The following is a 25,000-nucleotide window of genomic DNA, read 5'->3' on the forward strand; positions in this document are numbered from 1 at the left end:
CCCGGAAACCATGGCGAGCGGGAGTGGCCCGCATCCTCCGGTTTTTGGCCCTCGGAGCGGCCAAGAGGCCGCGTACGGAACGTTCGCTTAACCGGACGGCTTTAGACCCGAAGCCTCCGGTGCAGCGTTGAGAAGGGAGTTACCGGATGCGTTTCCTCAGCCTTGCTCGCGGCTTCCGGTTCGCGGCTCTGTTTGGCTTCGCGCTGGCGCTTGCCGCGTGCGCCAACAATCCCAACCAGAATGCCGGCGTCGGCGGCGCGGGTGGCCCTCCCGGTTCCCCTCAGGAGTTCGTGGTCGCCGTCGGCGATCGCGTGTTCTTCGAGAGCGACCAGACCGATCTCACCCCGCAGGCCCGCGCCACCCTGGACCGTCAGGCCCAGTGGCTCCAGCAGTACAACCGCTACACCTTCACCATCGAAGGTCATGCGGACGAACGCGGAACCCGCGAATACAACATCGCGCTGGGGGCTAAGCGCGCCCAGAGCGTGCGTGACTACCTCGCCTCCCGCGGCATCGACCCGGCCCGGATGCGCACCATCTCCTACGGCAAGGAGCGCCCGGTGGCGGTGTGCAACGACATCTCGTGCTGGTCTCAGAACCGCCGCGCGGTGACGGTGTTGAACGGCGGCGGCGCCTGATCCTCTTTCCGAAGTCTCGCGAAGGCCGGCGCCCACGGGTGCCGGCCTTTGTGCGTCCAGCTCCCGCTGAACCTCGATCGGTCCACGGCAAGTCGTTGCCGGGTCACACTTTGGACGCGATCAGCAGGGTAAAGTCGCACAGGCCGAACCGGTAATTTTTCGGCCGTGCTCCCCGCCACCAGCCCCAAGCAAAAGTCACATGAAGATGCGCCTGCGCCCGGTCGGTGTTCTTGTTCGCACCTATGCCGTCCTTTTCAGCCTTGCCTGCGCTGCGGCCCTCGGCACGGCAGCGCCGGCGGCTGCGCAGAACGACGGGAACCTCTTCGGCAACCTGTTCAAGCCGCCTCAGCCCGCGCAGGAAGCTTCGCGCGAGGATCCCGAGCTGATGGAGCGGATGGAGCGTCTGGAATCGACCCTCCGCCAGCTCACCGGACAGGTCGAGCAACTGCAGTATCGCAACCAGCAGCTCGAAGCGCAGGTACGCCGGCTGGAGGAGGCCGGCGGCGGCCGACCCTCCGCTGCGCCGTCTGCGGCCGCGCCCGTGGCCGCGCCGGTCCAGGCGCCGGCGGTGCTTCCTTCCGGCCGTCCGGCCGCAGCGCCAGCCGCCCCGGTGCGCCGCTCCGACGCCTTCGATCCGAACATGGACCCGGCCGCGCCGGGCGCGCCCCAGCCGCTCGGCTCGCCCGCGAGCGCCACGCCCGCGCCGCGCGCGGTGGATGTCGCCCCCGTCCGTCCAACCGGCGGACAGCAGGTGGCCGCGCTGCCGTCCGCCGGCGCCACCGTGCGCGAGCTTTACGATGCCGGCCAGTCCCAGCTTCAGCGACAGGACTATGCCGGCGCCGAGCAGACCTTCCGCCAGATCATCCAGTCGTCGCCCAACGACCGCCTGATCGCGGACGCGACCTTCATGCTCGGCGAGAGCCTTTTCCTGCGGCAGAACTATTCCGACGCCGCAGCCTCCTTCCTCGAGGTCTCCACCAAATACCAGAACTCCGCGCGCGCCCCCGAGGCGCTGCTGCGGCTCGGCCAGTCGCTCGCCGGCCTCGGCGAGAAGGAGACGGCCTGCGCCACCTTCCAGGAGGTGGACCGCAAATATCCTCGCACGGCCTCCTCCGTCCGGCAGGCCGTGGAGCGCGAGCAGAAGCGCGTCGGTTGCTGAGGCCGATGGCGGCGGATTCCGCAAGCCTGTCTCCCGACTCCCGCTCGGCGGTTGCCGACAGCGAACTCGACGCCCTCTTTTCCAGCTTCGCCGGCCGTCCGGCCGTTCTCCTCGCTGTTTCCGGCGGGCCTGATTCCACAGCTCTGCTCCACCTCGCCGTCCGCTGGCGCGCTCGGTATCCAGGTGGCCCGCGGCTTTTTGCGGCGACGGTCGATCATGGATTGAGGCCCGCGGCAGCCGAGGAGGCGGCCGATGTGGCGCGTTTGGCCGCTCAATTGAAGGTGCCGCATCGCACGCTTCGCTGGCAGGGCGAAAAGCCCGACCGCGGCCTGCAGGAGGCGGCTCGCGAGGCCCGCTATGCGCTGCTCGCCGCCGAGGCCCGCCGGGTTGGAGCGCCGGCGCTCGCTTTGGCCCATACCCGCGACGATCAGGCGGAGACCGTGCTGTTCCGCATGGCGCGGGGCTCCGGCCTCGCCGGCCTTGCAGGAATGAGCGCCGAGACGGCGCGGAGCGGCCTTACCCTTCTGCGCCCCTTCCTCGATCTGCCGAAGGTGCGGCTCGTGGAGACGCTCGATGCGGCCGGCATCGCCTATGCGAGCGACCCATCCAATGTGGACGCCCGCTTCGCCCGCCCCCGCCTGCGCGCCCTCGCCCCCGCCTTGGAACGGGAGGGCCTCGACGCACGCGGCCTCGCCCGCCTTGCCCGCCGTCTCGCCCGTGCCGACTCGGCACTGGAGGCGGTGACGGACCGGGTGGAAGCGGAACTGGTTACCGTCGAGAAATCGCACGCCGCCATCGCGGCCGCGCCGTTCGCCGCGCTGCCGGAGGAGATTGCGCTCCGTCTGCTGGGCCGCTGCGTCGCGGCGCAGGGAAGGGAAGGACCGGTCGAACTGGCCAAGCTCGAGGTTCTGCTGGCCGCGCTTCTGGCCGCGCTGGCGTTGCCGGCTGCTCCATTTCGCCGCACCCTGGCCGGTGCCAGTGTGACCGTCCGGAGGGGGCGGGTGCTCGTATCCACCGCACCACCCCGACGGCCGATCGGGACCATCGCGACGAATTCAAGTGCGCAGAAGGCGCCTGTCCTTGGCAAGACGGGGCCTCGCACCTAAATTAGGCGCAGGACGGTGCGGGAGGTTCCACCGACGGCGGTGCGGTGCGGAGGTTTTCCTTCCGTATGGTGAGGCGTCGAAGCAGGACCACCCTTCTGTCCCCACGAGGGTTCAATGAACGCCAATCTACGCAATTTCGCCCTTTGGGTGATCATCGTCCTGCTGCTGCTGGCGCTGTTCTCGCTGTTCAACAGCCCGGGTCAGCGCACGAACGCGAACGAAATCTCCTTCTCGCAGCTCCTCAACGACGTGGACGCCGGCAAGGTGCGCGAGGTCGTGATCGAGGGGCCGAACATCACCGGCACCTATTCCGACCGCTCGGGTTCCTTCCAGACCTACGCGCCGAACGACCCCTCGCTCGTGCAGCGCCTGTACGGCAAGGGCGTGCAGATCACCGCGCGCGCGCCGTCGGACAACGTGCCGTGGTTCGTGAGCCTGCTGCTCTCCTGGCTGCCCTTCCTGGCGCTGATCGGCGTGTGGATTTTCCTGTCGCGCCAGATGCAGGGCGCCGGCGGTAAGGCCATGGGCTTCGGCAAGAGCCGCGCCAAGCTCCTCACCGAGGCGCACGGCCGCGTGACCTTCGACGACGTGGCCGGCATCGACGAGGCGAAGAGCGACCTCACCGAGATCGTGGAATTCCTGCGCGACCCGCAGAAGTTCCAGCGCCTCGGCGGCCGCATCCCGCGCGGTGTGCTGCTCGTCGGCCCGCCCGGCACCGGCAAGACGCTGCTCGCCCGCGCCATCGCGGGTGAGGCCAACGTGCCGTTCTTCACCATCTCCGGCTCGGACTTCGTGGAGATGTTCGTGGGCGTCGGCGCGAGCCGCGTGCGCGACATGTTCGAGCAGGCGAAGAAGAATGCGCCGTGCATCATCTTCATCGACGAGATCGACGCGGTGGGTCGCCACCGCGGCGCCGGTCTCGGCGGCGGCAATGACGAGCGCGAGCAGACCCTTAACCAGCTGCTGGTGGAGATGGACGGCTTCGAGGCGAACGAGGGCATCATCCTCATCGCCGCGACCAACCGTCCGGACGTGCTCGATCCCGCGCTGCTGCGTCCCGGCCGTTTCGACCGTCAGGTCATCGTCCCGAACCCGGACGTGGTCGGCCGCGAGCAGATCCTGAAGGTGCATGCCCGCAAGATCCCCGTCGCTCCCGACGTGAATCTCAAGACCATCGCCCGCGGCACCCCCGGCTTCTCCGGTGCGGACCTCGCGAACCTCTGCAACGAGGCGGCGCTGATGGCGGCCCGGCGCAACAAGCGCATGGTCACCATGGCCGAGTTCGAGGACGCCAAGGACAAGGTGATGATGGGCGCCGAGCGTCGCTCCCTCGTGATGACCGAGGAAGAGAAGATGCTCACCGCCTATCACGAGGGCGGCCACGCCATCGTCGCCCTCAATGTTCCGGCGACCGACCCGGTGCACAAGGCCACCATCATCCCCCGTGGCCGGGCACTCGGTATGGTCATGCAGCTTCCGGAGCGCGACAAGCTCTCCATGAGCTACGAGCAGATGACCTCGCGCCTCGCCATCATGATGGGCGGCCGCGTGGCTGAGGAACTCGTGTTCGGCCACGACAAGGTGACGTCCGGTGCGGCCTCCGACATCGAGCAGGCGACCCGCCTCGCAAAGATGATGGTGACGCGCTGGGGCTTCTCCGACCTGCTCGGTCAGGTGGCGTACGGCGAGAACAACGAGGACGTGTTCCTCGGCATGTCCATGCAGCGCCACCAGAACGTTTCCGAAGCCACGGCCCAGACCATCGACAAGGAGGTCCGACGGCTCGTGGACGAGGGCTATACCGAGGCGAAGCGCATCCTCACCGAGAAGTACGACGACCTCGAAGCTCTGGCCCGCGGCCTGCTCGAATACGAGACGCTCTCGGGCGACGAGATCGTGGACCTCCTCGACGGCAAGACGCCGAACCGGGAGAGCGTGCTCGAGCCCTCCAACCCGCGTGGCTCGGCCATTCCGACCACCAAGCGCCCCCGCCCCGGCGGTGCCGGCGGCTCCATCGAGCCTCAGCCCCAGGCCTGAGACGAATGATCGACCGGAAAACGCCCGCGCAAGCGGGCGTTTTTCGTTTGTGACGAGCGTCCTCGTCCGCGGTGCGCGCCCTGCGCTGGGCTCGGAGGGCAAGTTCTGCGCGGAGCCCATCGACACAATCGGCCGCGCGAGGCATAGGCAGGGCTCATGTCCCTCCTCGCCCGCACCTCCATCGTCTCGGCGGCAACCCTCGTGTCCCGCGTGTTGGGCTTTGCACGGGATGCGGCCACGGCCGCCGTGCTCGGCGTAGGGCCGGTAGCGGATGCATTGGCGGCGGCCATGGCGCTGCCATTGCTGGCGCGCCGGCTGCTGGCTGAAGGCGCCTTCAATCTCGCCTTCATTCCGGCGCTCGCCCGGACGAGCGGGGTCGTGGGAACGGGCGATGAAGCGGCTGGCCGGCTGGCGGGAGCGACCCTGCTTCTGCTGTGCGGCCTCCTTCTCGTGTTCGCGGCCGTCGTCGCGCTCTTCATGCCGCAGGTGATCGGCCTGATGGCGCCGGGCTTCGAGGCGGGCGGCCAGCGGGCGGACGTCGCCATCCTCTGCGGTCGTGTGGTGGTGCTCTACATCCCCCTTGCAGGGCTCGCCGCCATCTTCGGCGGCATCGCCAACTCCGCGCATCGCGTGCTGTTGCCGGCGCTGGCTCCCGCTGCGGCCAATGTCACGGTGCTCGCGGTTATCGGTGTGCTGCTCGCCAAGGGGCTGATGGAGAGCGATGCCGCAGCCTTCGCCATCGCGGCGGCGCAGGTGGGGGCGGGCTGCGCCCAATTCGCCATCATGAGACTGGCCGCCGGGGGCTGTCCGGCCCAGCCGCTGTTCCGCGTTCTGACGGTTCGCGATCTCCGGGCGGCGCTCGGTGTGCTGCGGGCGGCGTCGCCCGCCTTGCTGTTTGCCGGGCTGAGCCAGCTTCGCTTCATCATCGTGGTCGCCGCCGTCTCCGCCACCCCGGGCGCCGCCGCCGCCCTGAACTACGCGCAGCGGTTGATGGATCTCCCTTTGGGCCTCGTCGGTGCCAGCGCGGGGGCCGTCCTCGTGCCGGCGCTGCTCCGGCGGGGGAGAGCCGAGGCCGCGGACGATGCCGGGCGCGCGGTGCTGGCGGCGCTTGCCTTCGCCTTGCCAGCGGCGGTCGGGCTGGCTGTTCTTGCCGAGCCCATCGTGGTCACCCTGTTCCAGCGGGGTAGCTTCGACAGCGAAGACGCCCGGTTCACCGCCGCGCTGCTGGCCGTGCTCTCGCTGTCGCTGCCGGCGCAGGGCCTGGAGCGCATCCTCTCCGCTGCCGCTTCCACGTCCGGACAGATCAAGGCGGCGGAGCGAATCGCGCTCGGCTCGCTGCTGCTGTGCATGGTTGCCGCTGCGGGGCTCGGAACGGTGGGCGGCCCCTTGATCGCGGCGGGGGCGGTGGCGCTGTCCGCCGTGGCGTCCATCCTGGCCCTGGGGGGCGTCCTCATCGCCCGTGGCGCGCTGCGCTTCTCGGCGCCGGTGCTGCTCTCGGCTGCCGGTCTCGCGGCCGCGAGCCTCACCATGGGGGCCGGGGTTGGCGCACTCGCCACGATGTGGCCCGTGCCCGAGGGGACGCTGGTGGGCACCCTGCGGCTGGCCGGGCTCGTCGCGAGCGGCGGCGTCATCTACGGCGCCGGTGCGCTCGTGGTGAAGGCGGGAGTCTCCAAGGCCTGGACGGGCCGCGTCTGAGCCAGGCAGCAGCGTTGCGGGCCGTGCCCTTGCGCCGTGCCGCCCCAGGTGGCATGACGCGCCGCATTCACTTTTGCGGGCCGTTGCCCGTGTTCAGGTCGAGCGGCGCGCCGCTCTTTGGGGAGTTCGCCATGGCGGCGGTCGCAGAACGCGTATTTTCCGGCGTGCAGCCCACGGGCAACCTGCATCTCGGCAATTATCTCGGCGCCATCAAGCGCTTCGTGGAGCTGCAGAAGAGCCACGAGTGCATCTATTGCGTGGTCGACCTCCACGCCATCACCGTCTGGCAGGACCCGGAAGAGCTGAAGCGCCACACCCGCGAGGTGACGGCCGCCTTCATCGCCTGCGGCATCGATCCCAAGGCCCACATCGTGTTCAACCAGAGCCAGGTGTCCGGCCACGCCGAACTCGCCTGGGTGTTCAACTGCGTCGCCCGCATGGGCTGGCTGAATCGCATGACGCAGTTCAAGGAGAAGGCCGGCAAGGACCGCGAGAACGCCTCCGTGGGCCTCTTCGCCTACCCCACCCTGATGGCCGCCGACATCCTGCTCTATCGCGCCACCCACGTGCCGGTTGGCGACGACCAGAAGCAACACCTGGAGCTGACGCGCGACATTGCCCAGAAGTTCAACACGGACTTCGCCCCCTCCATCGCCGCCAACGGCTATGGCGAGGGCTACTTCCCCATCACCGAGCCGCTCATCGCCGGGCCGGCGACGCGGGTGATGAGCCTGCGTGACGGTTCGAAGAAGATGTCGAAGTCGGAGGCCTCCGACTTTTCGCGCATCAACCTCACCGACGATGCCGACACCATCGCGGGCAAGGTGCGCAAGGCGAAGACCGATCCCGAGCCGCTGCCGTCCGAGGAAGAGGGCCTCAAGGGTCGTCCGGAGGCGGACAATCTCGTCGGCATCTTCGCGGCCCTGTCCGATACCGCCAAGGCGCAGGTGCTGGCGGACTATGGCAATGCCCAGTTCTCGGCCTTCAAGGCGGCGCTTGTGGACCTTGCCGTCGCGAAGCTCGGCCCCATCGGCACCGAGATGCAGCGCCTCATGGCCGATCAGGCTGCCATCGATGCCATCCTCATCGACGGTGCCGACCGCGCGCGGGTGATCGCCGACCAGACCATCCGCGACGTGAAGGACATCGTGGGCATGGTGCGCTGAGGAGCCAGCCCGGCGCGGCCTTGCCCGCGCCGGATGCCGCGCCTAAGTGTGGGGCATAGTCCCCCGCCGCCGAGGAGGCCGTGATGCCGCAGATGAACGCCACGGTCGATCCGGAAGAGGTCTCCCGCTTCGAGGCGCTCGGCGCGCAGTGGTGGGACGTGAAGGGCAAGATGGCGCCCCTGCACGCCATGAATCCCGCGCGCCTCACCTTCCTGCGTGACACGCTGGTCCGCCATTTCTCCCGGGACGCCCGGTCGCTTCGCCCGCTGAAGGGCCTCTCCCTCGTCGATATCGGCTGCGGCGGAGGCCTGCTCAGCGAGCCGCTGTCCCGCATGGGGGCCGATGTGACGGGCATCGATCCCGCCCCCGGCAATGTGGACATTGCCCGCGCCCACGCCGCGCAATCGGGTCTCACCGTGACCTATGAGGCCGAGACCGCCGAGGCGCTGGCCGAGCGGGGCGCCCGCTTCGATGTGGTGGTGGCGCTGGAAGTGGTGGAGCATGTGGCCGATGTCGGGCTGTTCGTGCGCACCGCTGGCCGTCTGGTGGCGGATGGTGGCCTGCTGGTGCTCTCCACTTTGAACCGTACGCCCAAGAGCTTCGCCCTCGCCATCGTCGGCGCCGAATACGTCCTGCGCTGGCTGGAGCCCGGCACCCATCGCTGGGAGAAGTTCGTGACGCCGGAGGAGCTGGAGGCGACGCTCGCTTCAGCCGGCTTTGCCGCTCGGGAGAAGGTGGGCCTCGCCTACGAGCCCTTTTCCGGCGATTTCCGCCTGACCGAGGATCTCTCGGTGAACTATTTCATGGTGGCGGAGCGCGAGGCCTAGGCCTCAGTTCCGATCTTCCGGCAGCACGGGCAGGGGGAACACCTCCACCTCGTCCTCGCGCAGGGCCTTAACCTCTTCCACAGTCGCCTCGCCGCGGATGGGACGATGCTCGATCTCCCCGTCATGCATCTTGCGGGCGAGGTCGGCGAAGCTGTCGCCGACATCATCCGAGTTGGCGACGATGTGGTCGCGCAGCTGGCGGATCAGCGTGCGCAACTCGCTGTCGGGCCGCGCCATCATCGCCACGGGCGTCGCCTCAGACGAAGGCGCTTCGGCAGCCGCGCCACCGTCGGGCAGGCTCGTGGGTGCGCCGACAGGCTCCCTGTCCGGCATCCCCTTGTCGGTGCGCGCGACGGACGGGGCCATCACCGCCTTGTCGACCTTGGCTGAGTTGCAGGTGGGGCAGGTGACGAGGCCGCGTGCGCGCTGGGTGTCGTAGCTGGCCGAGGATGGAAACCAGCTCTCGAACTCGTGGCCTTCGTCGCACTTGAGAGTGTAGCGGATCATGAGGAGGCACGCACCACGTGGAGGTGGCCGATCTGCCCCGGCTCGGTGATCTCGAACCGGCGGCCATTGGCGAGCGAAGGCACGCGGGCGCGCGCCGCGGCGACTTCCGCCATGTCGATCTCGGCGAGGATCACGCCCGGGTCAGTGCCGCCCTCGGCGATGACACGGCCCCAGGGGTCGATCACCAGTGAATGGCCATAGGTCTCGCGGCCATTCTCGTGTCGCCCCCCCTGCGCGGCTGCGAGGACATAGGCGCCGTTCTCGATGGCGCGGGCGCGCAGCAGCACATGCCAGTGGGCTTCCCCGGTCGGCCGGGTGAAGGCGGATGGCACGGTCAGCACCTTGGCGCCGCCCTCTGCGAGCGCCCGGTAGAGCGAGGGAAAGCGCAGGTCGTAGCAGATGGTCATGCCGAGGCGGATGCCGTCCACGTCGGTCAGGATAGCACGCTCGCCGGGCCGGTAGGCGTTCGACTCGCGGTAGCTCTCGCCCTTGCCGAGGTCCACGTCGAACATGTGGATCTTGTCGTAGCGGCCGGTGATCTCGCCGTCCGGGTCGATAACGAAGCCGCGGTTCACTGCCTTGGCGTCGGAAACCTTCAGCGCGAGGGAGCCGATATGGAGCGTGATGCCCAGTTCGCGCGTCAGCTGGCGCAGGGCTGCGAGGGTGGCGTCGTTGCCCTCTTCCTGCAGCTTCTCGAACAGGACCTTGCGATCCAGCTCCATGATGTTGGTGACTTCCGGCGTCTGGACATAGCGCGCGCCATCCCGCGCCGCCTCGCGGATGAGGGCGGCGGCGGCGTCCAGGTTCGCGGCCGGTTCGCGGCCGCTGCGCAACTGGACCAGACCGACGCGGAGGGTCTTGCCGGTGGGCGCGTCGGGCGCGGTCGGTTCCGAGGTGGTCATGAGGCTTGCTCTCTCGCTGCCGCCGGAGCCGGGATCGCCGTGTCGCGCCCGGCGCGGCGCGACATCAGACAGATATGGTCTTCCCGGCCGGAATGCACGGGGCCCGTCGTCCGCGTGCCCCGGGCCCGGGTCAGGCCGCCAGCGCGTCCAGCCGGCCGGCTTCCTCCAGAGCATAGAGGTCGTCGCAGCCGCCCACATGGGTCTCGCCGATGAAGATCTGCGGCACGGACGTGCGGCCATTGGCGCGGCGGATCATCTCCTGCTGGCCCTCGGCGTCGGTGGTCACGTCGATTTCGGTGAAGGTCAAGCCTTTGCGCCGCAGCAATTCCTTGGCGGAATGGCAGTAGGGGCACCAGCTCTTGGTATAGATTTCGATGGGCTTCATGATGTCACGACAGATGGGACGGCTCGGGGGGCGTGCCGTCACGAAAGCGTCGCATCATAAGGGCTCAGCCGAATTCGACAACCCGCGCAAACGTGAGGGCATCAATGCCGGTGGCACCGGCGCGACGGAGCGCCTGCGCACAAGCATCGAGCGTCGCGCCGGTCGTATACACGTCATCGACCAGCAGCACGCGCCGGCCTTCAATGCGATGGGCCGCGTTATGCGGCACTGCAAAAGCGCCAGCGACATTTGCGCGTCGTGCATTGCGCCCCAGAGCGGTCTGCGACGGCGTCCGGCGCCGCCGCACCAGCGCGCCGGCTTCGACGGGCAAGGCTGTGGCCGCCGCCACATGCCGGGCAAGGAGCGCCGCCTGGTTGAACTTGCGCCGCCACAGCCGGATCGGATGGAGCGGCACCGGCACGATGATCTCGGCCGAGCCCGTAAGATCGGTGCCGGCCTGCAGCATCAGCCGCGCCATGGGGGCCGCGAGATCGAGGCGGTCGGCGTATTTCAGCTTGTGCACGAGGCCACGGGCCACGTCGTCGAAGGTGACAGCCGCGCGGGCGCGATCATAGGCCGGCGGATCGGCGAGCGCCTCGGCTGAGAGCCAGCCATCGCCGAACACGCGGTCAGGATCATGGCTGAACGGCGCGCCGGTCCGCTCGCAATAGGGCCGGCTGATGAAGGAGAGCTTGCCCCAGCACGGCCCGCACAATCCCCCCGCCGCCCCGGTGATGCTGCCGCAGGCGATGCAGGTAGGCGGCAATGCGAGGCCGAGAAGAGCGGAGCCGAAGCCGCGCGCCACGGCGCCGGCCCGGCCGATCCGCTCCGAAATATCAGCTGCTGAAAGACCCATGGCTGCCCCCGGATCGATTTTCCGTCCGGGGGCGGCGCCTGTAAAGCCGCGCCTTTGCTCAGCGCGGGGTGAAGGTCCGCAGCAGCAGGGCGTTGGCGATGACGCTGACCGAGGAGAGCGCCATGGCCGCCGCCGCCACCATGGGCGACAGGAGCAGGCCGAGGCTGGGATAGAGCACGCCGGCCGCAATCGGCACGCCCGCCGCATTGTAGAGGAAGGCGAACAGCAGGTTGCGGCGGATGTTTGCCATGGTGGCACGGGAGAGGGCCCGTGCGTGGGCGATACCGGCCAGGTCACCCTTGAGCAGGGTGATGCCCGCGCTCTCCATGGCGATGTCGGTGCCCGTGCCCATGGCAATGCCCACGTCCGCCACGGCGAGAGCCGGGGCGTCGTTCACGCCGTCACCGGCCATGGCCACCACATGACCTTCCTTGCGCAAGCGCTCGACCACCTCGGCCTTGCGGGCGGGCAGAACTTCCGCTTCCACTTCGATGATGCCGAGGCGCTTGGCCACGGCCAGCGCCGTGGTCCGGTTGTCACCCGTGAGCATGACCACGCGCACGCCGTGCTGCTGGAGGCGCCTCAACGCGGCCTCGGTCGTATCCTTCACCGGATCGGCGATGGCGACGAGGCCGGCCGCCTTGCCGTCGATGGCGACGAACACCGCCGTCGCGCCCTCTCGGCGGAAGCTCTCGGCGATCGCCGTCTGATGGTCGGTGTGAATACCGATCTCGCTCATGAAGGCGGCGTGGCCCACGGCGACAGCGTGGCCTTCCACCTGCCCGACGATGCCCTTGCCCGCCGGGCTCTCGACACCGGACGGTTCGGAGGTGACCAGCTCGCGCGCTGCCGCCTCATGCACGATGGCGGCGCCGAGGGGGTGCTCGCTCGCCCGTTCCAGCGCGGCGGCGAGGCGCAGCACCTCATCCTCGCTGCGGCCGTTGAAGGCGCGCACGGCGATCACCTTGGGCTTGCCGACGGTGAGGGTGCCGGTCTTGTCCACCACCACCACGTCCACCTTCTCCATGCGTTCCAGCGCCTCGGCGTTGCGCACCAGCACGCCGAGCTGGGCGCCGCGGCCGACGCCCACCATCACCGACATGGGGGTGGCGAGGCCGAGGGCGCAGGGGCAGGCGATGATGAGCACGCTCACGGCCGCCATCAGAGCGAAGGTGAGACGGGGCTCGGGGCCGACCGCCATCCACACCGCGAAGGCGACGACGGCGGCCGCGAACACCAGAGGCACGAACCAGCCGGAAACCTGATCCGCCAGCCGCTGGATCGGCGCGCGCGAACGCTGCGCCTGGGCGACCATCTGCACGATCTGGGACAGCAGGGTGTCGCGGCCCACCTTCTCCGCCTTCATGGTGAAGACGCCGGAGGCGTTGACCGTGCCGCCGATGACCTTCTCGCCCGGCTCCCGGGAGACGGGCAGCGACTCGCCGGTGACGAGGCTTTCGTCCACCACGGCGCGGCCGTCCGCCACCGTGCCGTCCACCGGCACCTTCTCGCCGGGGCGCACGCGCAGGAGGTCGCCGGGGGCGACGAGGCCGAGATCGATGGTCTCGTCCGAGCCGTCGGCCCGGATGCGCAGGGCAGTCTTGGGCGCGAGGGAGAGCAGGGCCTTGATGGCGCTCGATGTCTGCTCGCGAGCGCGCAGCTCCAGCACCTGCCCGAGCGCGACCAGCACGGTGATGACCGCCGCTGCCTCGAAATACACGGGCACGCCGCCGCCATGGGCGTGGAAATCATGCGGGAACAGGCCGGGCGCGAAGGTGCCCACGAGCGAATAGAGGTAGGCGACCCCCGTGCCCATGGCGATGAGGGTGAACATGTTGAGATGCCGCGTCTTCAGCGACAGCCAGCCGCGCTGGAGGAACGGCCATCCCACCCAGAGCACCACAGGCGTCGCGAGGACGAACTGGACGTAGTTCGAGATCTGCTGCGGCAGCGGGGACCAGCCGAAAAGGTGCCTCCCCATCTCCAGCACGAAGACGGGCAGGGTAAGGGCGAGGCCGATCCAGAAGCGGCGGGTCATGTCCACCAATTCGTGGTTCGGCCCCTCGTCGAGGGTGACGACCTCCGGCTCCAGCGCCATGCCGCAGATGGGGCAAATGCCGGGGCCGATCTGCCGGATCTCCGGGTCCATCGGGCAGGTGTAGATGGTGCCGGCCGGGACCTCGGCGGGCGGAGGCGGCGCGCTGCCGCCCACGTAGCGCACGGGATCGGCCTTGAACTTGGTCTCGCAGGACGACGAGCAGAAGAAATAGGGCTTCTTCTCGTGCCGGGCCGAGTATTTGGCGGTGCCGGGCGACACCATCATGCCGCACACCGGGTCCTTCACCGGCGCGAGATAGGTCTCGGGCGCCGCCTCGAACTTGGTCTTGCAGCCGTTGCAGCAGAAGAAATAAGTGCGCCCCTCATGCTCGGTCGTGGGCTTGCCGGCCGCCGGGTCGGTCTTCACGTCCATGCCGCAGACCGGATCCTTCACCGTCTCGGGCAAGGCCGGCCTGGCAGCCGCCGACAGGTCGAGCGGCGGCGGTGCCTTGCCACCACAGCAATCGCCGCCGTGCGAGGAATGGTCGTGCGATGAATGATCCTGTGCCATGGCGGCTCCGCAAATCCGGTTGCCAGCGTTAGGCCGCATCGGGGCAGATGGCCTTGCGCTGGCTCATGTTCAAGACGGCAATAACCCCCCTGGGGGTATTCTCTCTTGTCCAATATACCCATAGGGGGTATAGGGCAAGCCATGCGCAGCCCGACCAAAGAGCAAGTCCAAAAGCGCTTGAGCCGCATTGAGGGCCAGGTGCGCGGCCTCTCCCGCATGGTGGAGGAGGATCGCTACTGCATCGACATCATCACCCAGCTCTCGGCGGTCCGCGCCGCCTTGCGGCGGGTGGAGGAGGAGGTGCTGAAGGATCATGTGGGGCATTGCGTCGAGCACGCCATCCGCTCGGGCGACGCGGAGGACCAGCGTCGCAAGGTGGCGGAGCTGATGGAGGTGATCGTCCGCAGCGAGCGGTAACGGAGGGGCTCAGGCCCGCTCGATGAAGGTCAGCTCGCTCTCGTCGTAGGCACGCCGTTCGATCTCGCGGAAGCCGTCCGGCGTCACGAACAGGCCGGTGCGCTCCTCGATGATGAGCAGTGCATCCGCGGTGAGCCAGCCGCCTTCGACCGCAGCGGCGATCGCCTGCTCGGCGAGGCCCTTCCCGTAGGGCGGATCGCAGAAGACGAGGCCGTAGGGTTCGCCCAGTCCCATGGGTCCGAGGCTAGTGGCGTCGCGGCGGAACACCTTGGTGACGCCAGTGAGGCCCAGCGCCTCCACATTGTCGCGGACGAGGCCTCGCGCCTCCGCCGCTTCCTCCACGAACAGCGCAAAGCGCGCCCCACGGGACAGCGCCTCGATGCCCAGTGCACCGGTGCCGGCGAACAGGTCGAGTACCCGCGCGCCGTCGCACGGATCGCCATAAGCGTGGGCGAGCATATTGAACAGGCTCTCGCGCAGCCGGTCGGAGGTGGGGCGCGTGAGGCTGGAGGACGGGCCTTTCAGTGCCCGCCCCTTGAGTCGGCCACCCACGATGCGCATGGGTCAGACGTTCCCGTCAGCGCTTGCCGCGCGGACCGCCCGGCTTGCCGGGGCCTGAGCGTCCGGCGCCGGGCTTGCCCCCCGGCTTTCCGCCGGAAGGCCGACCACCGGGCTTGCCGAATCCCTTGCCGGGGCCCTTCGCGCCGAAGCCCCCGGGCTTTCCGCCCGGCCGCCCGGCAGGCTTGCCGCCACCGGGACGATCCTCGAACGAGCGGGTGCGGCCGGCTGGCTTGTCGCCATAGCTGCGCTCGCGCGGCGGCCTGTCACCGAAATCGCCGCGACCTTCCGGCCGGGGCCGGGCACGGGCGGGGCGCTCGCCCTCGGCCTTGTCTCCGCCGAAGCTGCGCGCGCGTGCGGGCTTGTCGCCATAGTCGCCGCGACCCTCCGGCCTGGGCCGGGCACGGGCGGGACGCTCACCCTCTGCCCTCTCGCCTGCGAAGCTGCGGCCGCGTGCTGGCTTGTCACCGAAGTCGCCACCACGACCCTCGGGGCGCGGACGGCGGGTCGGACGGTCGCCCTCGGGCCTGTCCCCGCCGAAGCTGCGACTGCGGGCGGGCCTTTCACCGACATCGCCGCCACGTCCCTCAGGGCGCGAGCGGAACGGACGGTCGCTCTGGGGGCGGTCGCCTTCGCGGCGGGGCCCGGAGCGCTTGACGCCGCCGTCATCCTCATAGCGGCGCGGCCGCTCGTCGCCGCCGCCGGAACGTGTCGGGCGACGGCGGAAATCTTCCTTTTCCTCGCGCGGGCCGCGTCCACGCGGCGCGTCATCGCGGAAGGAGGGGCGACCCTCGCGGCGCGGACGCTCAGCGGCACCTTCGTCCCGGCTGCGACGGAAGGGACGGCCCTCGCCTTCGCCGGCGGCGGAACGGGCGCGGCGCGGCGCCTCGTCCTTCGGCGCGCGCACGCGCTCAACCTTCACGGAGCGACCCTTGCGGTCGGCGACCGTGCCGACCCGCTCGGTGCCATGCTCCTCGCTGGCGCGTCGGCGAATGCGCGGCGCGGCGGGGCGGATGATGTCCTCGACGGGCGCGTCGAACTCCTCCCGCTCGCGGCTGGCGCGGCGGGCCGGCACCTTCAGTCCGCCGGCCTTGTCAGCCTCGGCCTGACGGCGTCCGGCGGGGCGGTAGGCCGGACGCACGGGGGCTTCCTCGATCTCCCGCTCCACCAGAAGGCCAGTGAAATCGGCCCCGGCTGCAGCGGCAAGGTCTGCGCCGATCTGGTCGCGCAGCACGCGGGTGCGGACTTCCTCGACGCTGCCCTCGGGAATCTCGCCCAGCTGGAACGGGCCGTAGGACACGCGGATCAGCCGGTTCACCGCGAGGCCGAGCGCGCCGAACACGTTGCGGATCTCGCGGTTCTTGCCCTCGCGCAGGGATACAGTGATCCAGGCATTGGCGCCCTGCACGCGATCGAGCTCGGCCTCGATGGGGCCGTACTCGACGCCGTCCACGGTGATGCCCTTGATGAGCGTATCGAGCTTCGCCTGGTCGATCTCGCCGTTGGCACGCACGCGATAGCGCCGCAGCCAGCCGGTCTCGGGCAGCTCCAGCACGCGGGCGAGGCCGCCGTCATTGGTGAGCAGCAGCAGGCCCTCGGAATTGAGGTCCAGCCGGCCCACGCTGACGAGGCGCGGCAGGCCCTTGGGCAGGATCTCGAACAGCGTCGTGCGGCCTTCCGGGTCGCGGTTGGTGGTCACGACGCCCTTGGGCTTGTGGTAAAGGAAGAGGCGGGTGCGCTCCCGCTCGGGGAGTGGCTCCCCGTCTATTGTGATGGCATCAGCGGGCGTGACGGTGACGGCAGGGCTGGTGAGCACCTCGCCGTTGACCGCCACGCGGCCGGCCTCGATCCATTCCTCGATCTCGCGTCGCGAGCCGAGGCCGGCGCGGGCGACGACCTTGGCGACACGCTCGGCCTCCTTCTGAGGGGCGGCGGGAAGTTCGCGCTTCTGGCGCGGAACGCGGTTCTTGTCCTTGCGGGGCGGTGATGTGCGCGGCATGAGGGGGAGTTAGCACAGCGCAGGCTGCGCGGCGAGCGCGGCGATGGGCTGGGCGAGATCAGGGGCGGTTAAAGGCACCATGTCGGGAACCTTCATGCAGATGGCGCTCAACGAGGCGCGCGCGGCGGCCGAGCGGGGCGAGGTTCCGGTCGGCGCGGTTCTCGTGCGCGGGTCGGAGGTTGTCGCCCGCAATGGCAACCGCACGCGCGAGCTGAACGACCCCACCGCCCACGCGGAGATGCTGGTGATCCGCGCGGCGGGCGCGCAGTTCAAATCCGAGCGGCTGATGAACTGCGATCTCTACGTGACGCTGGAACCCTGTGCCATGTGCGCGGCGGCGCTTTCCTTCGCGCGCATCCGTCGGCTTTATTTCGGCGCGCCCGATCCCAAGGGCGGCGCCGTGGAGCATGGTCCCCGCTTCTTCTCCCAGCCTACCTGCCACCATACGCCGGAGGTCTATGGCGGCATCGCCGAGCGGCAGGCGGCCGAGGTGCTGCGGAGCTTCTTCCAGGAACGCCGGTAGCTGAACTACGGCCGTCCCTGCGCCAGGAAGGGCATCGCCACATCGAGCGTCGCCTTCGGGGCTTCCTCCGCCAGGAAATGGCCCGCCTCGATGGCCTGTCCTTCCACCTGCGGCGCGAACGCCTTCCAGGCCTCCAGCGGGCTCGCGCCCCGGCTCGGGATGCCGGCTGCGCCCCACAGCGCGAGCGTCGGGCAGGAGAGGGTGCGCGCGGCGGCGATGTCCGCCTCATCGTGGGCGAGGTCGATGGTGGCGCCGGCCCGATAGTCCTCACACATGGCGTGCAGCCGGTCGGGCGAGGAAATCGCGGCACGATAGGCCGCCATGGCGCGCGGATCGAAGGCCGAAAGGTCCTTGTGCGCGGTCCAGCTCGCCATGGTCCAGTCGAGGAACCATCCGGGATTAGCACCCACCAGCTTCTCGGGGAGGGGCTTGGGCTGGGCCAGCATCGCCCAGTGATAGACCTGCAGCGCCCGCGCCCGGTCCATGCGATGCCACATCACGTAGGTGGGCACGATGTCGAGCACCACCAGCCGGTCGAGGCGGCCGGGATGGTCCAGCCCGAGCCGGTAGGCGGCCCGGGCGCCGCGGTCATGGCCCATGACGGAGAAATGGGCAAAGCCCAGGTTTTCCATCACCTCCACCATGGCGGCGGCCATGGCGCGCTTGGAATAGGGGAAATGATCGGTGCCGCCTTCCGGCGCCGCGCTCCAGCCGTACCCGGGCAGGTCGGGGATGATGAGGGTGTGCTGCTCGGCAAGCTTCGGCGCCACGCGGTGCCACATCACGTGGCTCTGGGGGAAGCCGTGGAGCAGGAGCAGGGGCGCGCCCGTTCCCCCCTGCCGCAGAAAGATGCGGCCGGCCTTCGTGTCCACATAGTGTGAGGCAAATCCGGGAAACAGATCAGACAGATCAGACACATGAACCTCCCTTGAGCCGTCCCGTGGGCCGGGGCGGCCGGAATTGCGGACAGCTCTTCAAGACGGGATCAAGGCGGCGGGTTCCGGGATCAGTCGAACACCTTGTCGGCCGCCGTGATGAGACCGAGGCTGGGCGAGGACGCGCAGAAGCCGGCGAGCTTTTCGGCATTCTTCACGAACTTGTCCGTGTCGATGACCGGCGGGGCGTCGTCGTCCTTGTAGTAGGCGTCGAGCCACGTGAGGATGATGGTGATCGTATCCTTGTCCGCCTGCAGGAATTGCTGGCAAGTCATGGTCGAAAGGTCCCATTTCTCGGCCGCCGCGGGGCTCAGGCCCGCGAACAGGACGATTGCACCGACACCCAGACGTTTCAGCATCGCGCCCTCCCATGGTGCTGCGGCCCCTCGGCCTGCGGTGGCATGATGCGCCGGGGAGGGAAGCGGCACCAGCCGGAGGCCGGCACCGCGGCCGAGCACGTTCACGCGAGCGCGGATGAGGCCTCAGCGCGCGTCGAGCACCGCCGCGCAGGCGTCCGGCAGGTCGGCGAGGGTGAGGGGCGGCTTGGGCTTGGAGGGCTCCTTCTCCGGCTTGGGGTGCAGCACGGCGTCGGTGAACCACCAGTCCAGCTCCGATCCGCAGCCATCGCCTGTCGGCGTGGCTTCCTGCGGCCGGCAGTCGGGGCTGGAGGCCGGGCAGGTGAGGCGGATGTGCATGTGGTAGTCGTGCCCCCAATAGGGCCGCACCTTGGCGAGGAACGAGCGGTCCCCCGTCGCCTCCCGGCAGAGTGCCTTCTTGATGGCGGCATTGACGAAAATGCGCTCCACCCGCGGCTCGACGGCGGCGGCGCGGATCACTTTCCAGGTGTCCGGCCGCCAGTTGGCGGGGTCGATGTCCTTGCGGTCGGCGCGGACCATCATTGAGGCGGACAGCTTTTCCCGTTCCTCGCGGGTGAGTTCCCGGCCGGGGCTGGGCGTCAGCCAGATGTCGGCGTCGAGGCCGATCTGGTGGGAGGCATGGCCGGTGAGCATGGGACCGCCCCGGGGCTGGGCCATGTCGCCGACCAAAATCCCTTGCCAGCCAGACACTTTAGGCACCTGCGCCGAGAAGCGTTCAAGGAAGGCCACGAGGTCCGGGTGGCCCCAATTGCGGTTGCGCGACAGGCGCATGACCTGCCAGTTCGGACCATTGACCGGCAAGGCTTCGCCGCCGGCCAGGCAGCCCTTGGAATAGAAGCCGATGCTGCGCGCGGCCATGGGGGCCGGCTGGGTGGCGCGGCCGAACAGTTCCTTGGCGGGCACCGGGGCTGCGGGCTTGGCCGCCGGCTGGGCCTGGGCGGCGGTGCCGAGGAGGGCGATGACTGCCGCCGCGGCGAGCCGGCGCATCAGCTCGTAACCTTCTGGGCCAGAACGACGAATCCTCCATCGCTCCGGGTTCCGGGATGGGCGGGCAGGTCGGTGAGGAACAGCGTCGCGCCCGGCGCCACCAGCGCCGCCACCTGCTTGTTGATGGAGGGATCGACGCTGATCCGGGCCAGCGCATTCTGCGCCTGACCGGCCGCGACGCCGCTGCCCTCATAGGAAACGGCGCTCCAGCGGGGCGCGGTCCCGTCCTTGCTCATCAGCACATAGACGAGATTTCCCAAGGGGTTCTGCGGATCGCGGATGCTCACGGGACCCTGCACGGCGGTCTGCGCGCCCTTGAGGACGGTGATGGTGCTGTCGGCCCGGCTGACCACCATGGAGACCGGCTCCGGGGCGGCGGTGGCATCCTGGGGGGCGCCCTCGCCGGTGGCGGAGGTGGCGAGCTGCTGCTCCAGCCCCTCGCTCATGATAAGTCCCGGATGCAAAACATCTTCTGGCGCCGAATGGCTGTCGGCGATGATCACCGGGGTGCCCAGATGGGTGATGCCGAAGACCAGCTTGGAGAAGGCCAGCGGCAGGTGCACGCAGCCGTGGGAGGAGGGGTATCCGGGGAGGCCACCCGCATGCAGGGCCACGCCGGACCACGTCAGGCGCTCCGTGTAAGGCATTGATGCGTCGTTATAAAGCGAGGAATGGTGGTCCACGTCCTTGCCCAGGATCGTGAATACCCCGGTAGGGGTATCGTGCCCTTCCTTGCCGGTGGAGACCGTGGATGCCCCTATCCGGACACCGTTGCGGTAGACGAAGCACAATTGGTCCGTCAGATTTATCACGATGGCGACGAAGCCGTCCGGCGCGCGCTCGGGATACCAGACGTAAGTGCCTGGTTTCAGAGCCTTAATTTCCGCGAGGTCGGGATCGTCGGCGGCGATGGCGGGCAGCATCGCATCGGCCACCACGGCACCGGCGAGGGTTGCGGCGAGCTTCAGGGTTCCGCGGCGGGAGAGGCTGAACGGGACGGCCATCGGCGATTCACCCCAGGTTTCCGAATCGGGTTTCACCACGTTTTCGCCCGGGGTTCGGTGCCTGTCCAATGCTGTCAGCTCTTGAATCGACCAAATCAGCCGAGCATGGGCACCATCCGCGCCACCGCGATGCCCTCCGGGGTGATCCGGCAGGCGAGGGCGAGGGCCTCCACCCCGGCGTCCCGCGCCCGGTCGAAGGCGCGCTTGTAGGCCGGGTCGAGATCGCGGGCGAGGGCGATGGATTCGGCCGAGGCGATCTGGCTGATATAGACCATCACCGCCCGCCGCCCGGCCGCCACCTCGCCGGCCAGCTCCTCCAGATGCTTCGCACCCCGGGCGGTCACGCAGTCGGGGAACTCGGCCTTGCCGGGGGCGCGCATGAGGTGGACGTTCTTCACCTCCACGAGGCAGTCGGGACGGGCGTCGTCTTCCAGCTTGATGTCGACGCGGCTGGCCTTGCCGTATTTCACCTCCCGCCGCATCCGGGCGTAGCCGGAGAGGGGCGGCACCTGGCCGGCGGCGATGGCCTCGGCCACCAGCAGATTGGGGTGCATGGTGTTGACCCCCACCCATTCCGGCCCGGCACCGAAATCGGCCTCCACCAGCTCCCAGCTCAGGGCCAGCTTGCGGGCGGGGTTGAGGGAGCGGGAGAGGAGCACGCGGCTGCCGGGGGCATCGAGCCCCAGCATGGCGCCGGAATTCGCCACATGGGCGGTGGTCTCGGTGCCGTCGTCCAGCACCACGTCGGCGAGGAAACGCTTGTAGCGCCGGACCAGCCGGCCCGGCAGCAGGGGGGCCGCGAACAGCATCAGGAGGCGCGGGCGGTCGAGTAGCTATGGTCGTTGAAGCGGCGCATAAGTTTGGTTTCTAGATCGGATGGATAATCAAAGGTCGCAGCGGCAGCGGGCCAGCATACGAGGTTGATCTTGTTTTTTGGTACAATCAGAAATCTCGATTCGCACGGATCTACCCAATGCCTCTCGACGTCGAAAAAAAGCAGATGGTATTAGAGTATTGCGAGCGCGATCTACCAGATAACATTTGGTTTTTAAGGCAATTTGATTTTGTAGACAATATCCCACTGAAGCAAAAATTAGCACAAGAATTCTACGCGGCAAGGTACATCTACAAACTTGGAGAAGCTCTTTCAGTTGATGAAGCCCGACTTCATGCGCATTTAAAATTTCAAATAATGCAATATGCGTCAATATATGAGGCGATTATAGTTTACCTTCTATGGGATAAATTTACATCACATTCAGAGTTGGAAAAGATTCAATACCATAAAACATATAAATTGGCTGCGACTTTTCCAGGCGGATTGAATATCACAAACGCAGACGGAGAAGAGGTGTTCTTGTGTGTTCAAAGAAAAGAAAAAACTAGTACATTTTCGATAAAATTCGACGACAAAGTTGATGCGGCAGTTGCAATCGGATTCGTTCAAGAGTCAATTGGAAGCGAAATTAAGGAATTCTATCGTCTGAGAAATGCAATTCATTTGGAAACGGCAATAAAAAAATCGATTGAATATGAGTTAGGTCAGGCGCAGTTGGCTTATTGGAGGATGCAGCCATTTATCGAGTACATTAAGGCTCAGCTTCCCGTTCTCCTTCGTGATGGAGAGGGAGGTGCCACTTCTCTCCTAAGTGCCCCCCCGGTTGATCATGTGATGGATAGTGCGCCAGTCGCGGATAATTTGGAAGCTGCAGTCCCTCCTTTGCCTCCGGCTACCTGATTCTTTCCATCAGCCGGCCCGGCAGCAGGGGGGCCGCGAACAGCATCAGGCGCGCACGTCGCTGCGGCCGGCGAGGCACATGAGGGTCTGGGTGGCGGTGGCGCAATGGATGCGCGCGCCGTCAGCCTCGGCATAGACCTCCACCTTCGCCACGGTGAGGGTGCGCCCCGCCCGCGTCACCTCGCCCACGGCCACCAGCCGCTCGCCCTTGCCGGGGGCCATGATGTTGATCTTGTACTCCACCGTCAGCACGGTCGAATCCGGCGGAAACAGGCTGAAGGCGGCATAGCCGCCGGCGGTGTCGGCGATGGCGCCGATGGAGCCGCCGTGGAAATAGCCGTGCTGCTGGGTCACCTTGTCCGCATAGGGCAGCACGATCTCCACCCGGCCCGGCGCCACCGCGCCGAGCTCGGCGCCGAGGAGGATCATGAAGGGCTGGCGGGCGAAGCTGTCGCGCACCTTGGTCTCGAAGGCGGGGTCGCGGGGGGTGAAGGGCTCGGTCACGGTGGCCGTCATGCTGGGAAGGGGAGGGGAGGGAGCATAGCCGGGCGATGACGGCACCTCCAACTGAAAGGCGGGGCCGGCCGGCGCTGCGGAGTTTCCCCGCGTTGACACCAGCGGGGCCGGCGCCTTTGCTGCGCTGGGGCCGCGGAGTGCCGCGGCATGGGGGCCGGTCACATGAGCTACGTCTATCTTCTCATCGCCATCGTCGCCGAGGTCATCGCCACCTCGGCCCTCAAGTCGGCGGAAGGCTTCACCAAGCTCGGCCCCTCGGTCATCGTGGTGATCGGCTATGCCATCGCCTTCTTCTGCCTGTCGCTGACGCTCCGCACCCTGCCGGTCGGCATCGCCTATGCCATCTGGTCCGGCGTCGGCATCGTGCTCGTCACGGGTTTCGCCTGGATCTATTACGGCCAGAAGCTGGACCTCGCGGCGCTGATCGGCCTCGGGCTCATCATCGCCGGCGTGGTCGTCATCAACCTCTTGTCGAAGAGCGTCGCCCACTGAGGCGAAGCATCGGCGAGACGCCTACAGCTCCTCGGCGCCTTCCTTGGCGCGGGAGAGGAGCTTTTTCGCCTCGATGAGCGCGTCCTTCTCCGGGTCGTGCACCACGGCGCCGAACGCGCCGGCGAGGGCGGCGAGCACGGCCATGGCGCTCACCTCCTCGCGGATGTCCCCGGTCCACTTGATGTCGGCGGCCACGTCCCGCGCGCCCAGCACCGGGGCGAGGGCGGGATATTTGCCGCCATCCTCCCCCACGTCGCGAAACCGCAGGGTGAAGCCGGCATCCTCGCCGTGGAGGGTGCAGGGCAGGTAGCCGGAGGTTTCCAGCGGCACATAGCCGTCATCCAGCACCAGCTTGAGCTTAAAGGCATCGAGCGCCGCCTGAAGCGCGGCACGGTCGGGCACATCGGCCCGGTTGAGATAGGCGGTGCGGGCGCGCGCCATGGCGGGCAGCTCCAATGACTTGACTGAAAAGGGTGCCGGTCGGGCCGGCGGCGGATGAAACGGGGGAAGTTTAATTGAGACGCGTGGCTGACGGTATCCCGCCGCATCAGCGTGTCGCGCCTCGCGCCCCGGACAAGCGAGGCGCCCCGGGCGCATGGAGCGTCAGCCCAATGCGAGCCGGGGCCCAGCGCTAAAGACCGCCGAAGGCGCTTCCGGCCCCCGACGCTCTCAGGGCATTGCCCCGCTGCGCGGATATTCTGCGCTGGACCCCGGATCAGCGCTCCGGCTGCGCCGTCGCTTGTCCGGGGAACGAGGCACCGGGCGCCCGCAAAGGCAGCGCGATGTGAGGGGCGGTAAGCCCGTGCATGACGACCGGACAAAGCGGAATGCGAGCCGGAGCCCGCACCCGGAAACGAAAACGGCGCCCCGGCGGTGAGGCCGGGACGCCGTGTTCAGGGCTCGAAACCGGCGCCGGGGCGCCAGCGCCGCAGGCCTCAGACCGAAATCAGGCTTCCTCGCCTTCCTCGGCGGCCAGTTCGGCGGCCACGGCGGCGCGCTCGATGGCGAGCTCGGCCTCGATCTCGGCGTCTTCGTCACGGGCGGTGCGCACGTCCTCGCCGCGGGCCTGACGCTCGGCCTCTTCCGCGTTGCGGGCGACGTTGACCTGCACGGTCACCTCGACCTCGGGGTGCAGGCTCACCGGCACCACGTGCAGGCCCAGGGTCTTGATGGGGTGGTTCAGCACGATCTGGCCGCGATCGAGGTGGAAGCCGGAAGCGGTGAAGCCGTCGGCGATGTCGCGGGTGGAGACCGAGCCGTAGAGCTGGCCGCTCTCGCCGGCCTGACGGATCATCACCACGGCCTGGCCGGCGAGCTTCTCGGCCACCGCCTCGGCGTCCTTGCGGCGCTCCAGGTTGCGGGCCTCGAGCTCGATCTTCATGGTCTCGAAGCGGTCCTTGTTCGCCTTGGTGGCGCGCAGGGCCTTGCCGTTCGGCAGCAGGAAGTTGCGGGCGAAGCCGTCCTTGACCTTCACCACTTCGCCCATCTGGCCAAGCTTGGCGACGCGCTCGAGAAGAATGACGTCCATTTTGATTCTCCTGTCTCTGATCGTTGGATTGGGTTGAATT

The 25,000-nt window shown here is 68.3% G+C and carries 26 protein-coding genes; 11 read left to right on the forward strand and 15 right to left on the reverse strand.

Annotated elements, in window-relative coordinates:
* The first annotated feature begins 146 nt into the window (after positions 1-146).
* The 7 genes from pal (at position 147) to ubiG (ending at position 8,628) form a co-directional block, all read left to right on the forward strand.
* Positions 147-638 (forward strand): peptidoglycan-associated lipoprotein Pal, encoded by a 492-nt coding sequence (pal, locus tag D7006_RS08620; protein ID WP_024279727.1) that lies wholly within the window; start codon positions 147-149, stop codon positions 636-638.
* Between the two features lie 199 nt (positions 639-837).
* Entirely contained in the window at positions 838-1,797 is a 960-nt protein-coding gene (ybgF, locus tag D7006_RS08625; protein WP_237356295.1) for a tol-pal system protein YbgF, read from the forward strand.
* 143 nt (positions 1,798-1,940) lie between these two features.
* Positions 1,941-2,903 carry a tRNA lysidine(34) synthetase TilS gene (tilS, locus tag D7006_RS08630; RefSeq protein WP_371745109.1) on the forward strand — a complete coding sequence of 321 codons (963 nt, stop codon included), beginning with the start codon at positions 1,941-1,943 and terminating at the stop codon, positions 2,901-2,903.
* Between the two features lie 114 nt (positions 2,904-3,017).
* On the forward strand, positions 3,018-4,940 hold the full coding sequence (gene ftsH, locus D7006_RS08635) for an ATP-dependent zinc metalloprotease FtsH (protein ID WP_169121348.1): 1,923 nt from the start codon (positions 3,018-3,020) through the stop codon (positions 4,938-4,940).
* A 156-nt stretch (positions 4,941-5,096) separates the two neighbouring features.
* The gene (murJ, locus tag D7006_RS08640) at positions 5,097-6,635 is read left to right on the forward strand and encodes a murein biosynthesis integral membrane protein MurJ (RefSeq protein WP_237356297.1); all 1,539 of its coding nucleotides are present in this window, start codon (positions 5,097-5,099) and stop codon (positions 6,633-6,635) included.
* 131 nt (positions 6,636-6,766) lie between these two features.
* Complete coding sequence (gene trpS / locus D7006_RS08645) at positions 6,767-7,801, forward strand: tryptophan--tRNA ligase (protein WP_237356298.1); 1,035 nt, start codon at positions 6,767-6,769, stop codon at positions 7,799-7,801.
* An 83-nt stretch (positions 7,802-7,884) separates the two neighbouring features.
* Positions 7,885-8,628 carry a bifunctional 2-polyprenyl-6-hydroxyphenol methylase/3-demethylubiquinol 3-O-methyltransferase UbiG gene (gene ubiG, locus D7006_RS08650; RefSeq protein WP_169121345.1) on the forward strand — a complete coding sequence of 248 codons (744 nt, stop codon included), beginning with the start codon at positions 7,885-7,887 and terminating at the stop codon, positions 8,626-8,628.
* Between the two features lie 3 nt (positions 8,629-8,631).
* Here ubiG and D7006_RS08655 read toward each other — a convergent pair whose 3' ends face one another.
* From D7006_RS08655 to D7006_RS08675, 5 genes are all read right to left on the reverse strand, one after another.
* Complete coding sequence (locus D7006_RS08655; protein ID WP_237356299.1) at positions 8,632-9,135, reverse strand: DUF1178 family protein; 504 nt, start codon at positions 9,133-9,135, stop codon at positions 8,632-8,634.
* The gene (locus tag D7006_RS08660) at positions 9,132-10,037 is read right to left on the reverse strand and encodes a carbon-nitrogen hydrolase family protein (RefSeq protein ID WP_237356300.1); all 906 of its coding nucleotides are present in this window, start codon (positions 10,035-10,037) and stop codon (positions 9,132-9,134) included. Before D7006_RS08660 ends, D7006_RS08655 begins: the two co-directional genes overlap by 4 nt.
* A gap of 130 nt (positions 10,038-10,167) precedes the next feature.
* Entirely contained in the window at positions 10,168-10,422 is a 255-nt protein-coding gene (gene grxC, locus D7006_RS08665; protein WP_169121342.1) for a glutaredoxin 3, read from the reverse strand.
* A gap of 64 nt (positions 10,423-10,486) precedes the next feature.
* Entirely contained in the window at positions 10,487-11,278 is a 792-nt protein-coding gene (locus D7006_RS08670; RefSeq protein ID WP_237356301.1) for a ComF family protein, read from the reverse strand.
* A 58-nt stretch (positions 11,279-11,336) separates the two neighbouring features.
* A complete protein-coding gene (locus tag D7006_RS08675) occupies positions 11,337-13,886 on the reverse strand; it encodes a heavy metal translocating P-type ATPase (RefSeq protein ID WP_237356302.1) in 2,550 nt (849 codons plus the stop codon).
* Positions 13,887-14,027: 141 nt separating this feature from the next.
* On the opposite strand from D7006_RS08675, the gene D7006_RS08680 reads away from it, so the two are divergent.
* Positions 14,028-14,303 (forward strand): metal-sensitive transcriptional regulator, encoded by a 276-nt coding sequence (locus D7006_RS08680; RefSeq protein ID WP_024279715.1) that lies wholly within the window; start codon positions 14,028-14,030, stop codon positions 14,301-14,303.
* Positions 14,304-14,312: 9 nt separating this feature from the next.
* On the opposite strand, the gene rsmD is transcribed toward D7006_RS08680, so the two are convergent.
* Complete coding sequence (rsmD, locus tag D7006_RS08685) at positions 14,313-14,864, reverse strand: 16S rRNA (guanine(966)-N(2))-methyltransferase RsmD (RefSeq protein WP_237356303.1); 552 nt, start codon at positions 14,862-14,864, stop codon at positions 14,313-14,315.
* Between the two features lie 16 nt (positions 14,865-14,880).
* Positions 14,881-16,860, reverse strand: coding sequence for a pseudouridine synthase (locus D7006_RS25335; protein WP_305852712.1), 1,980 nt, complete (start codon positions 16,858-16,860; stop codon positions 14,881-14,883).
* 79 nt (positions 16,861-16,939) lie between these two features.
* Here D7006_RS25335 and D7006_RS08695 point away from each other — a divergent pair, with 79 nt between their 5' ends.
* Positions 16,940-17,383 carry a nucleoside deaminase gene (locus D7006_RS08695; RefSeq protein WP_237356304.1) on the forward strand — a complete coding sequence of 148 codons (444 nt, stop codon included), beginning with the start codon at positions 16,940-16,942 and terminating at the stop codon, positions 17,381-17,383.
* Between the two features lie 5 nt (positions 17,384-17,388).
* Here D7006_RS08695 and D7006_RS08700 read toward each other — a convergent pair whose 3' ends face one another.
* The 5 genes from D7006_RS08700 to sfsA all read right to left on the reverse strand — a co-directional run bounded on the left by D7006_RS08700 (position 17,389) and on the right by sfsA (position 21,495).
* Positions 17,389-18,300 (reverse strand): alpha/beta fold hydrolase, encoded by a 912-nt coding sequence (locus tag D7006_RS08700; RefSeq protein ID WP_237356305.1) that lies wholly within the window; start codon positions 18,298-18,300, stop codon positions 17,389-17,391.
* Positions 18,301-18,389: 89 nt separating this feature from the next.
* Positions 18,390-18,677 carry an HdeA/HdeB family chaperone gene (locus D7006_RS08705; protein ID WP_156026371.1) on the reverse strand — a complete coding sequence of 96 codons (288 nt, stop codon included), beginning with the start codon at positions 18,675-18,677 and terminating at the stop codon, positions 18,390-18,392.
* A gap of 123 nt (positions 18,678-18,800) precedes the next feature.
* The gene (gene mepA / locus D7006_RS08710) at positions 18,801-19,682 is read right to left on the reverse strand and encodes a penicillin-insensitive murein endopeptidase (protein ID WP_237356306.1); all 882 of its coding nucleotides are present in this window, start codon (positions 19,680-19,682) and stop codon (positions 18,801-18,803) included.
* Entirely contained in the window at positions 19,682-20,686 is a 1,005-nt protein-coding gene (locus D7006_RS08715; RefSeq protein WP_237356307.1) for a L,D-transpeptidase, read from the reverse strand. Before D7006_RS08715 ends, mepA begins: the two co-directional genes overlap by 1 nt.
* 95 nt (positions 20,687-20,781) lie before the next feature.
* Positions 20,782-21,495 carry a DNA/RNA nuclease SfsA gene (gene sfsA, locus D7006_RS08720; RefSeq protein WP_237356308.1) on the reverse strand — a complete coding sequence of 238 codons (714 nt, stop codon included), beginning with the start codon at positions 21,493-21,495 and terminating at the stop codon, positions 20,782-20,784.
* A gap of 164 nt (positions 21,496-21,659) precedes the next feature.
* On the opposite strand from sfsA, the gene D7006_RS08725 reads away from it, so the two are divergent.
* Positions 21,660-22,424, forward strand: coding sequence for a hypothetical protein (locus tag D7006_RS08725; protein ID WP_237356309.1), 765 nt, complete (start codon positions 21,660-21,662; stop codon positions 22,422-22,424).
* A 45-nt stretch (positions 22,425-22,469) separates the two neighbouring features.
* Here D7006_RS08725 and D7006_RS08730 read toward each other — a convergent pair whose 3' ends face one another.
* Positions 22,470-22,928: a PaaI family thioesterase gene (locus tag D7006_RS08730; protein WP_371745067.1), complete on the reverse strand. Its 459-nt coding sequence runs from the start codon at positions 22,926-22,928 to the stop codon at positions 22,470-22,472.
* A gap of 174 nt (positions 22,929-23,102) precedes the next feature.
* Between D7006_RS08730 and D7006_RS08735 the strand changes: the two genes are divergently transcribed.
* Positions 23,103-23,432 carry a multidrug efflux SMR transporter gene (locus D7006_RS08735; RefSeq protein ID WP_024279705.1) on the forward strand — a complete coding sequence of 110 codons (330 nt, stop codon included), beginning with the start codon at positions 23,103-23,105 and terminating at the stop codon, positions 23,430-23,432.
* A gap of 21 nt (positions 23,433-23,453) precedes the next feature.
* On the opposite strand, the gene D7006_RS08740 is transcribed toward D7006_RS08735, so the two are convergent.
* Positions 23,454-23,873, reverse strand: a complete 420-nt coding sequence (locus tag D7006_RS08740) for a hypothetical protein (protein ID WP_169121330.1) — start codon at positions 23,871-23,873, stop codon at positions 23,454-23,456.
* A 505-nt stretch (positions 23,874-24,378) separates the two neighbouring features.
* Positions 24,379-24,960, reverse strand: coding sequence for a 50S ribosomal protein L9 (gene rplI, locus D7006_RS08745; RefSeq protein ID WP_169121329.1), 582 nt, complete (start codon positions 24,958-24,960; stop codon positions 24,379-24,381).
* Positions 24,961-25,000: the final 40 nt, after the last annotated feature.

Source organism: Xanthobacter sp. YC-JY1 (genome assembly GCF_021730305.1).
Lineage (GTDB): Bacteria > Pseudomonadota > Alphaproteobacteria > Rhizobiales > Xanthobacteraceae > Xanthobacter > Xanthobacter flavus.

What these genes read in the sequence shown, in the direction of transcription:
- pal (WP_024279727.1), top strand. Translation starts at nt 147, where the DNA reads ATGCGTTTCCTCAGCCTTGCTCGCGGCTTCCGGTTCGCGGCTCTGTTT.
- ybgF (WP_237356295.1), top strand. Translation starts at nt 838, where the DNA reads ATGAAGATGCGCCTGCGCCCGGTCGGTGTTCTTGTTCGCACCTATGCC.
- ftsH (WP_169121348.1), top strand. Translation starts at nt 3,018, where the DNA reads ATGAACGCCAATCTACGCAATTTCGCCCTTTGGGTGATCATCGTCCTG.
- murJ (WP_237356297.1), top strand. Translation starts at nt 5,097, where the DNA reads ATGTCCCTCCTCGCCCGCACCTCCATCGTCTCGGCGGCAACCCTCGTG.
- trpS (WP_237356298.1), top strand. Translation starts at nt 6,767, where the DNA reads ATGGCGGCGGTCGCAGAACGCGTATTTTCCGGCGTGCAGCCCACGGGC.
- ubiG (WP_169121345.1), top strand. Translation starts at nt 7,885, where the DNA reads ATGCCGCAGATGAACGCCACGGTCGATCCGGAAGAGGTCTCCCGCTTC.
- D7006_RS08655 (WP_237356299.1), bottom strand. Translation starts at nt 9,135, where the DNA reads ATGATCCGCTACACTCTCAAGTGCGACGAAGGCCACGAGTTCGAGAGC.
- D7006_RS08660 (WP_237356300.1), bottom strand. Translation starts at nt 10,037, where the DNA reads ATGACCACCTCGGAACCGACCGCGCCCGACGCGCCCACCGGCAAGACC.
- grxC (WP_169121342.1), bottom strand. Translation starts at nt 10,422, where the DNA reads ATGAAGCCCATCGAAATCTATACCAAGAGCTGGTGCCCCTACTGCCAT.
- D7006_RS08670 (WP_237356301.1), bottom strand. Translation starts at nt 11,278, where the DNA reads ATGGGTCTTTCAGCAGCTGATATTTCGGAGCGGATCGGCCGGGCCGGC.
- D7006_RS08675 (WP_237356302.1), bottom strand. Translation starts at nt 13,886, where the DNA reads ATGGCACAGGATCATTCATCGCACGACCATTCCTCGCACGGCGGCGAT.
- D7006_RS08680 (WP_024279715.1), top strand. Translation starts at nt 14,028, where the DNA reads ATGCGCAGCCCGACCAAAGAGCAAGTCCAAAAGCGCTTGAGCCGCATT.
- rsmD (WP_237356303.1), bottom strand. Translation starts at nt 14,864, where the DNA reads ATGCGCATCGTGGGTGGCCGACTCAAGGGGCGGGCACTGAAAGGCCCG.
- D7006_RS25335 (WP_305852712.1), bottom strand. Translation starts at nt 16,860, where the DNA reads ATGCCGCGCACATCACCGCCCCGCAAGGACAAGAACCGCGTTCCGCGC.
- D7006_RS08695 (WP_237356304.1), top strand. Translation starts at nt 16,940, where the DNA reads ATGTCGGGAACCTTCATGCAGATGGCGCTCAACGAGGCGCGCGCGGCG.
- D7006_RS08705 (WP_156026371.1), bottom strand. Translation starts at nt 18,677, where the DNA reads ATGCTGAAACGTCTGGGTGTCGGTGCAATCGTCCTGTTCGCGGGCCTG.
- mepA (WP_237356306.1), bottom strand. Translation starts at nt 19,682, where the DNA reads ATGCGCCGGCTCGCCGCGGCGGCAGTCATCGCCCTCCTCGGCACCGCC.
- D7006_RS08715 (WP_237356307.1), bottom strand. Translation starts at nt 20,686, where the DNA reads ATGGCCGTCCCGTTCAGCCTCTCCCGCCGCGGAACCCTGAAGCTCGCC.
- sfsA (WP_237356308.1), bottom strand. Translation starts at nt 21,495, where the DNA reads ATGCTGTTCGCGGCCCCCCTGCTGCCGGGCCGGCTGGTCCGGCGCTAC.
- D7006_RS08725 (WP_237356309.1), top strand. Translation starts at nt 21,660, where the DNA reads ATGCCTCTCGACGTCGAAAAAAAGCAGATGGTATTAGAGTATTGCGAG.
- D7006_RS08735 (WP_024279705.1), top strand. Translation starts at nt 23,103, where the DNA reads ATGAGCTACGTCTATCTTCTCATCGCCATCGTCGCCGAGGTCATCGCC.
- D7006_RS08740 (WP_169121330.1), bottom strand. Translation starts at nt 23,873, where the DNA reads ATGGCGCGCGCCCGCACCGCCTATCTCAACCGGGCCGATGTGCCCGAC.
- rplI (WP_169121329.1), bottom strand. Translation starts at nt 24,960, where the DNA reads ATGGACGTCATTCTTCTCGAGCGCGTCGCCAAGCTTGGCCAGATGGGC.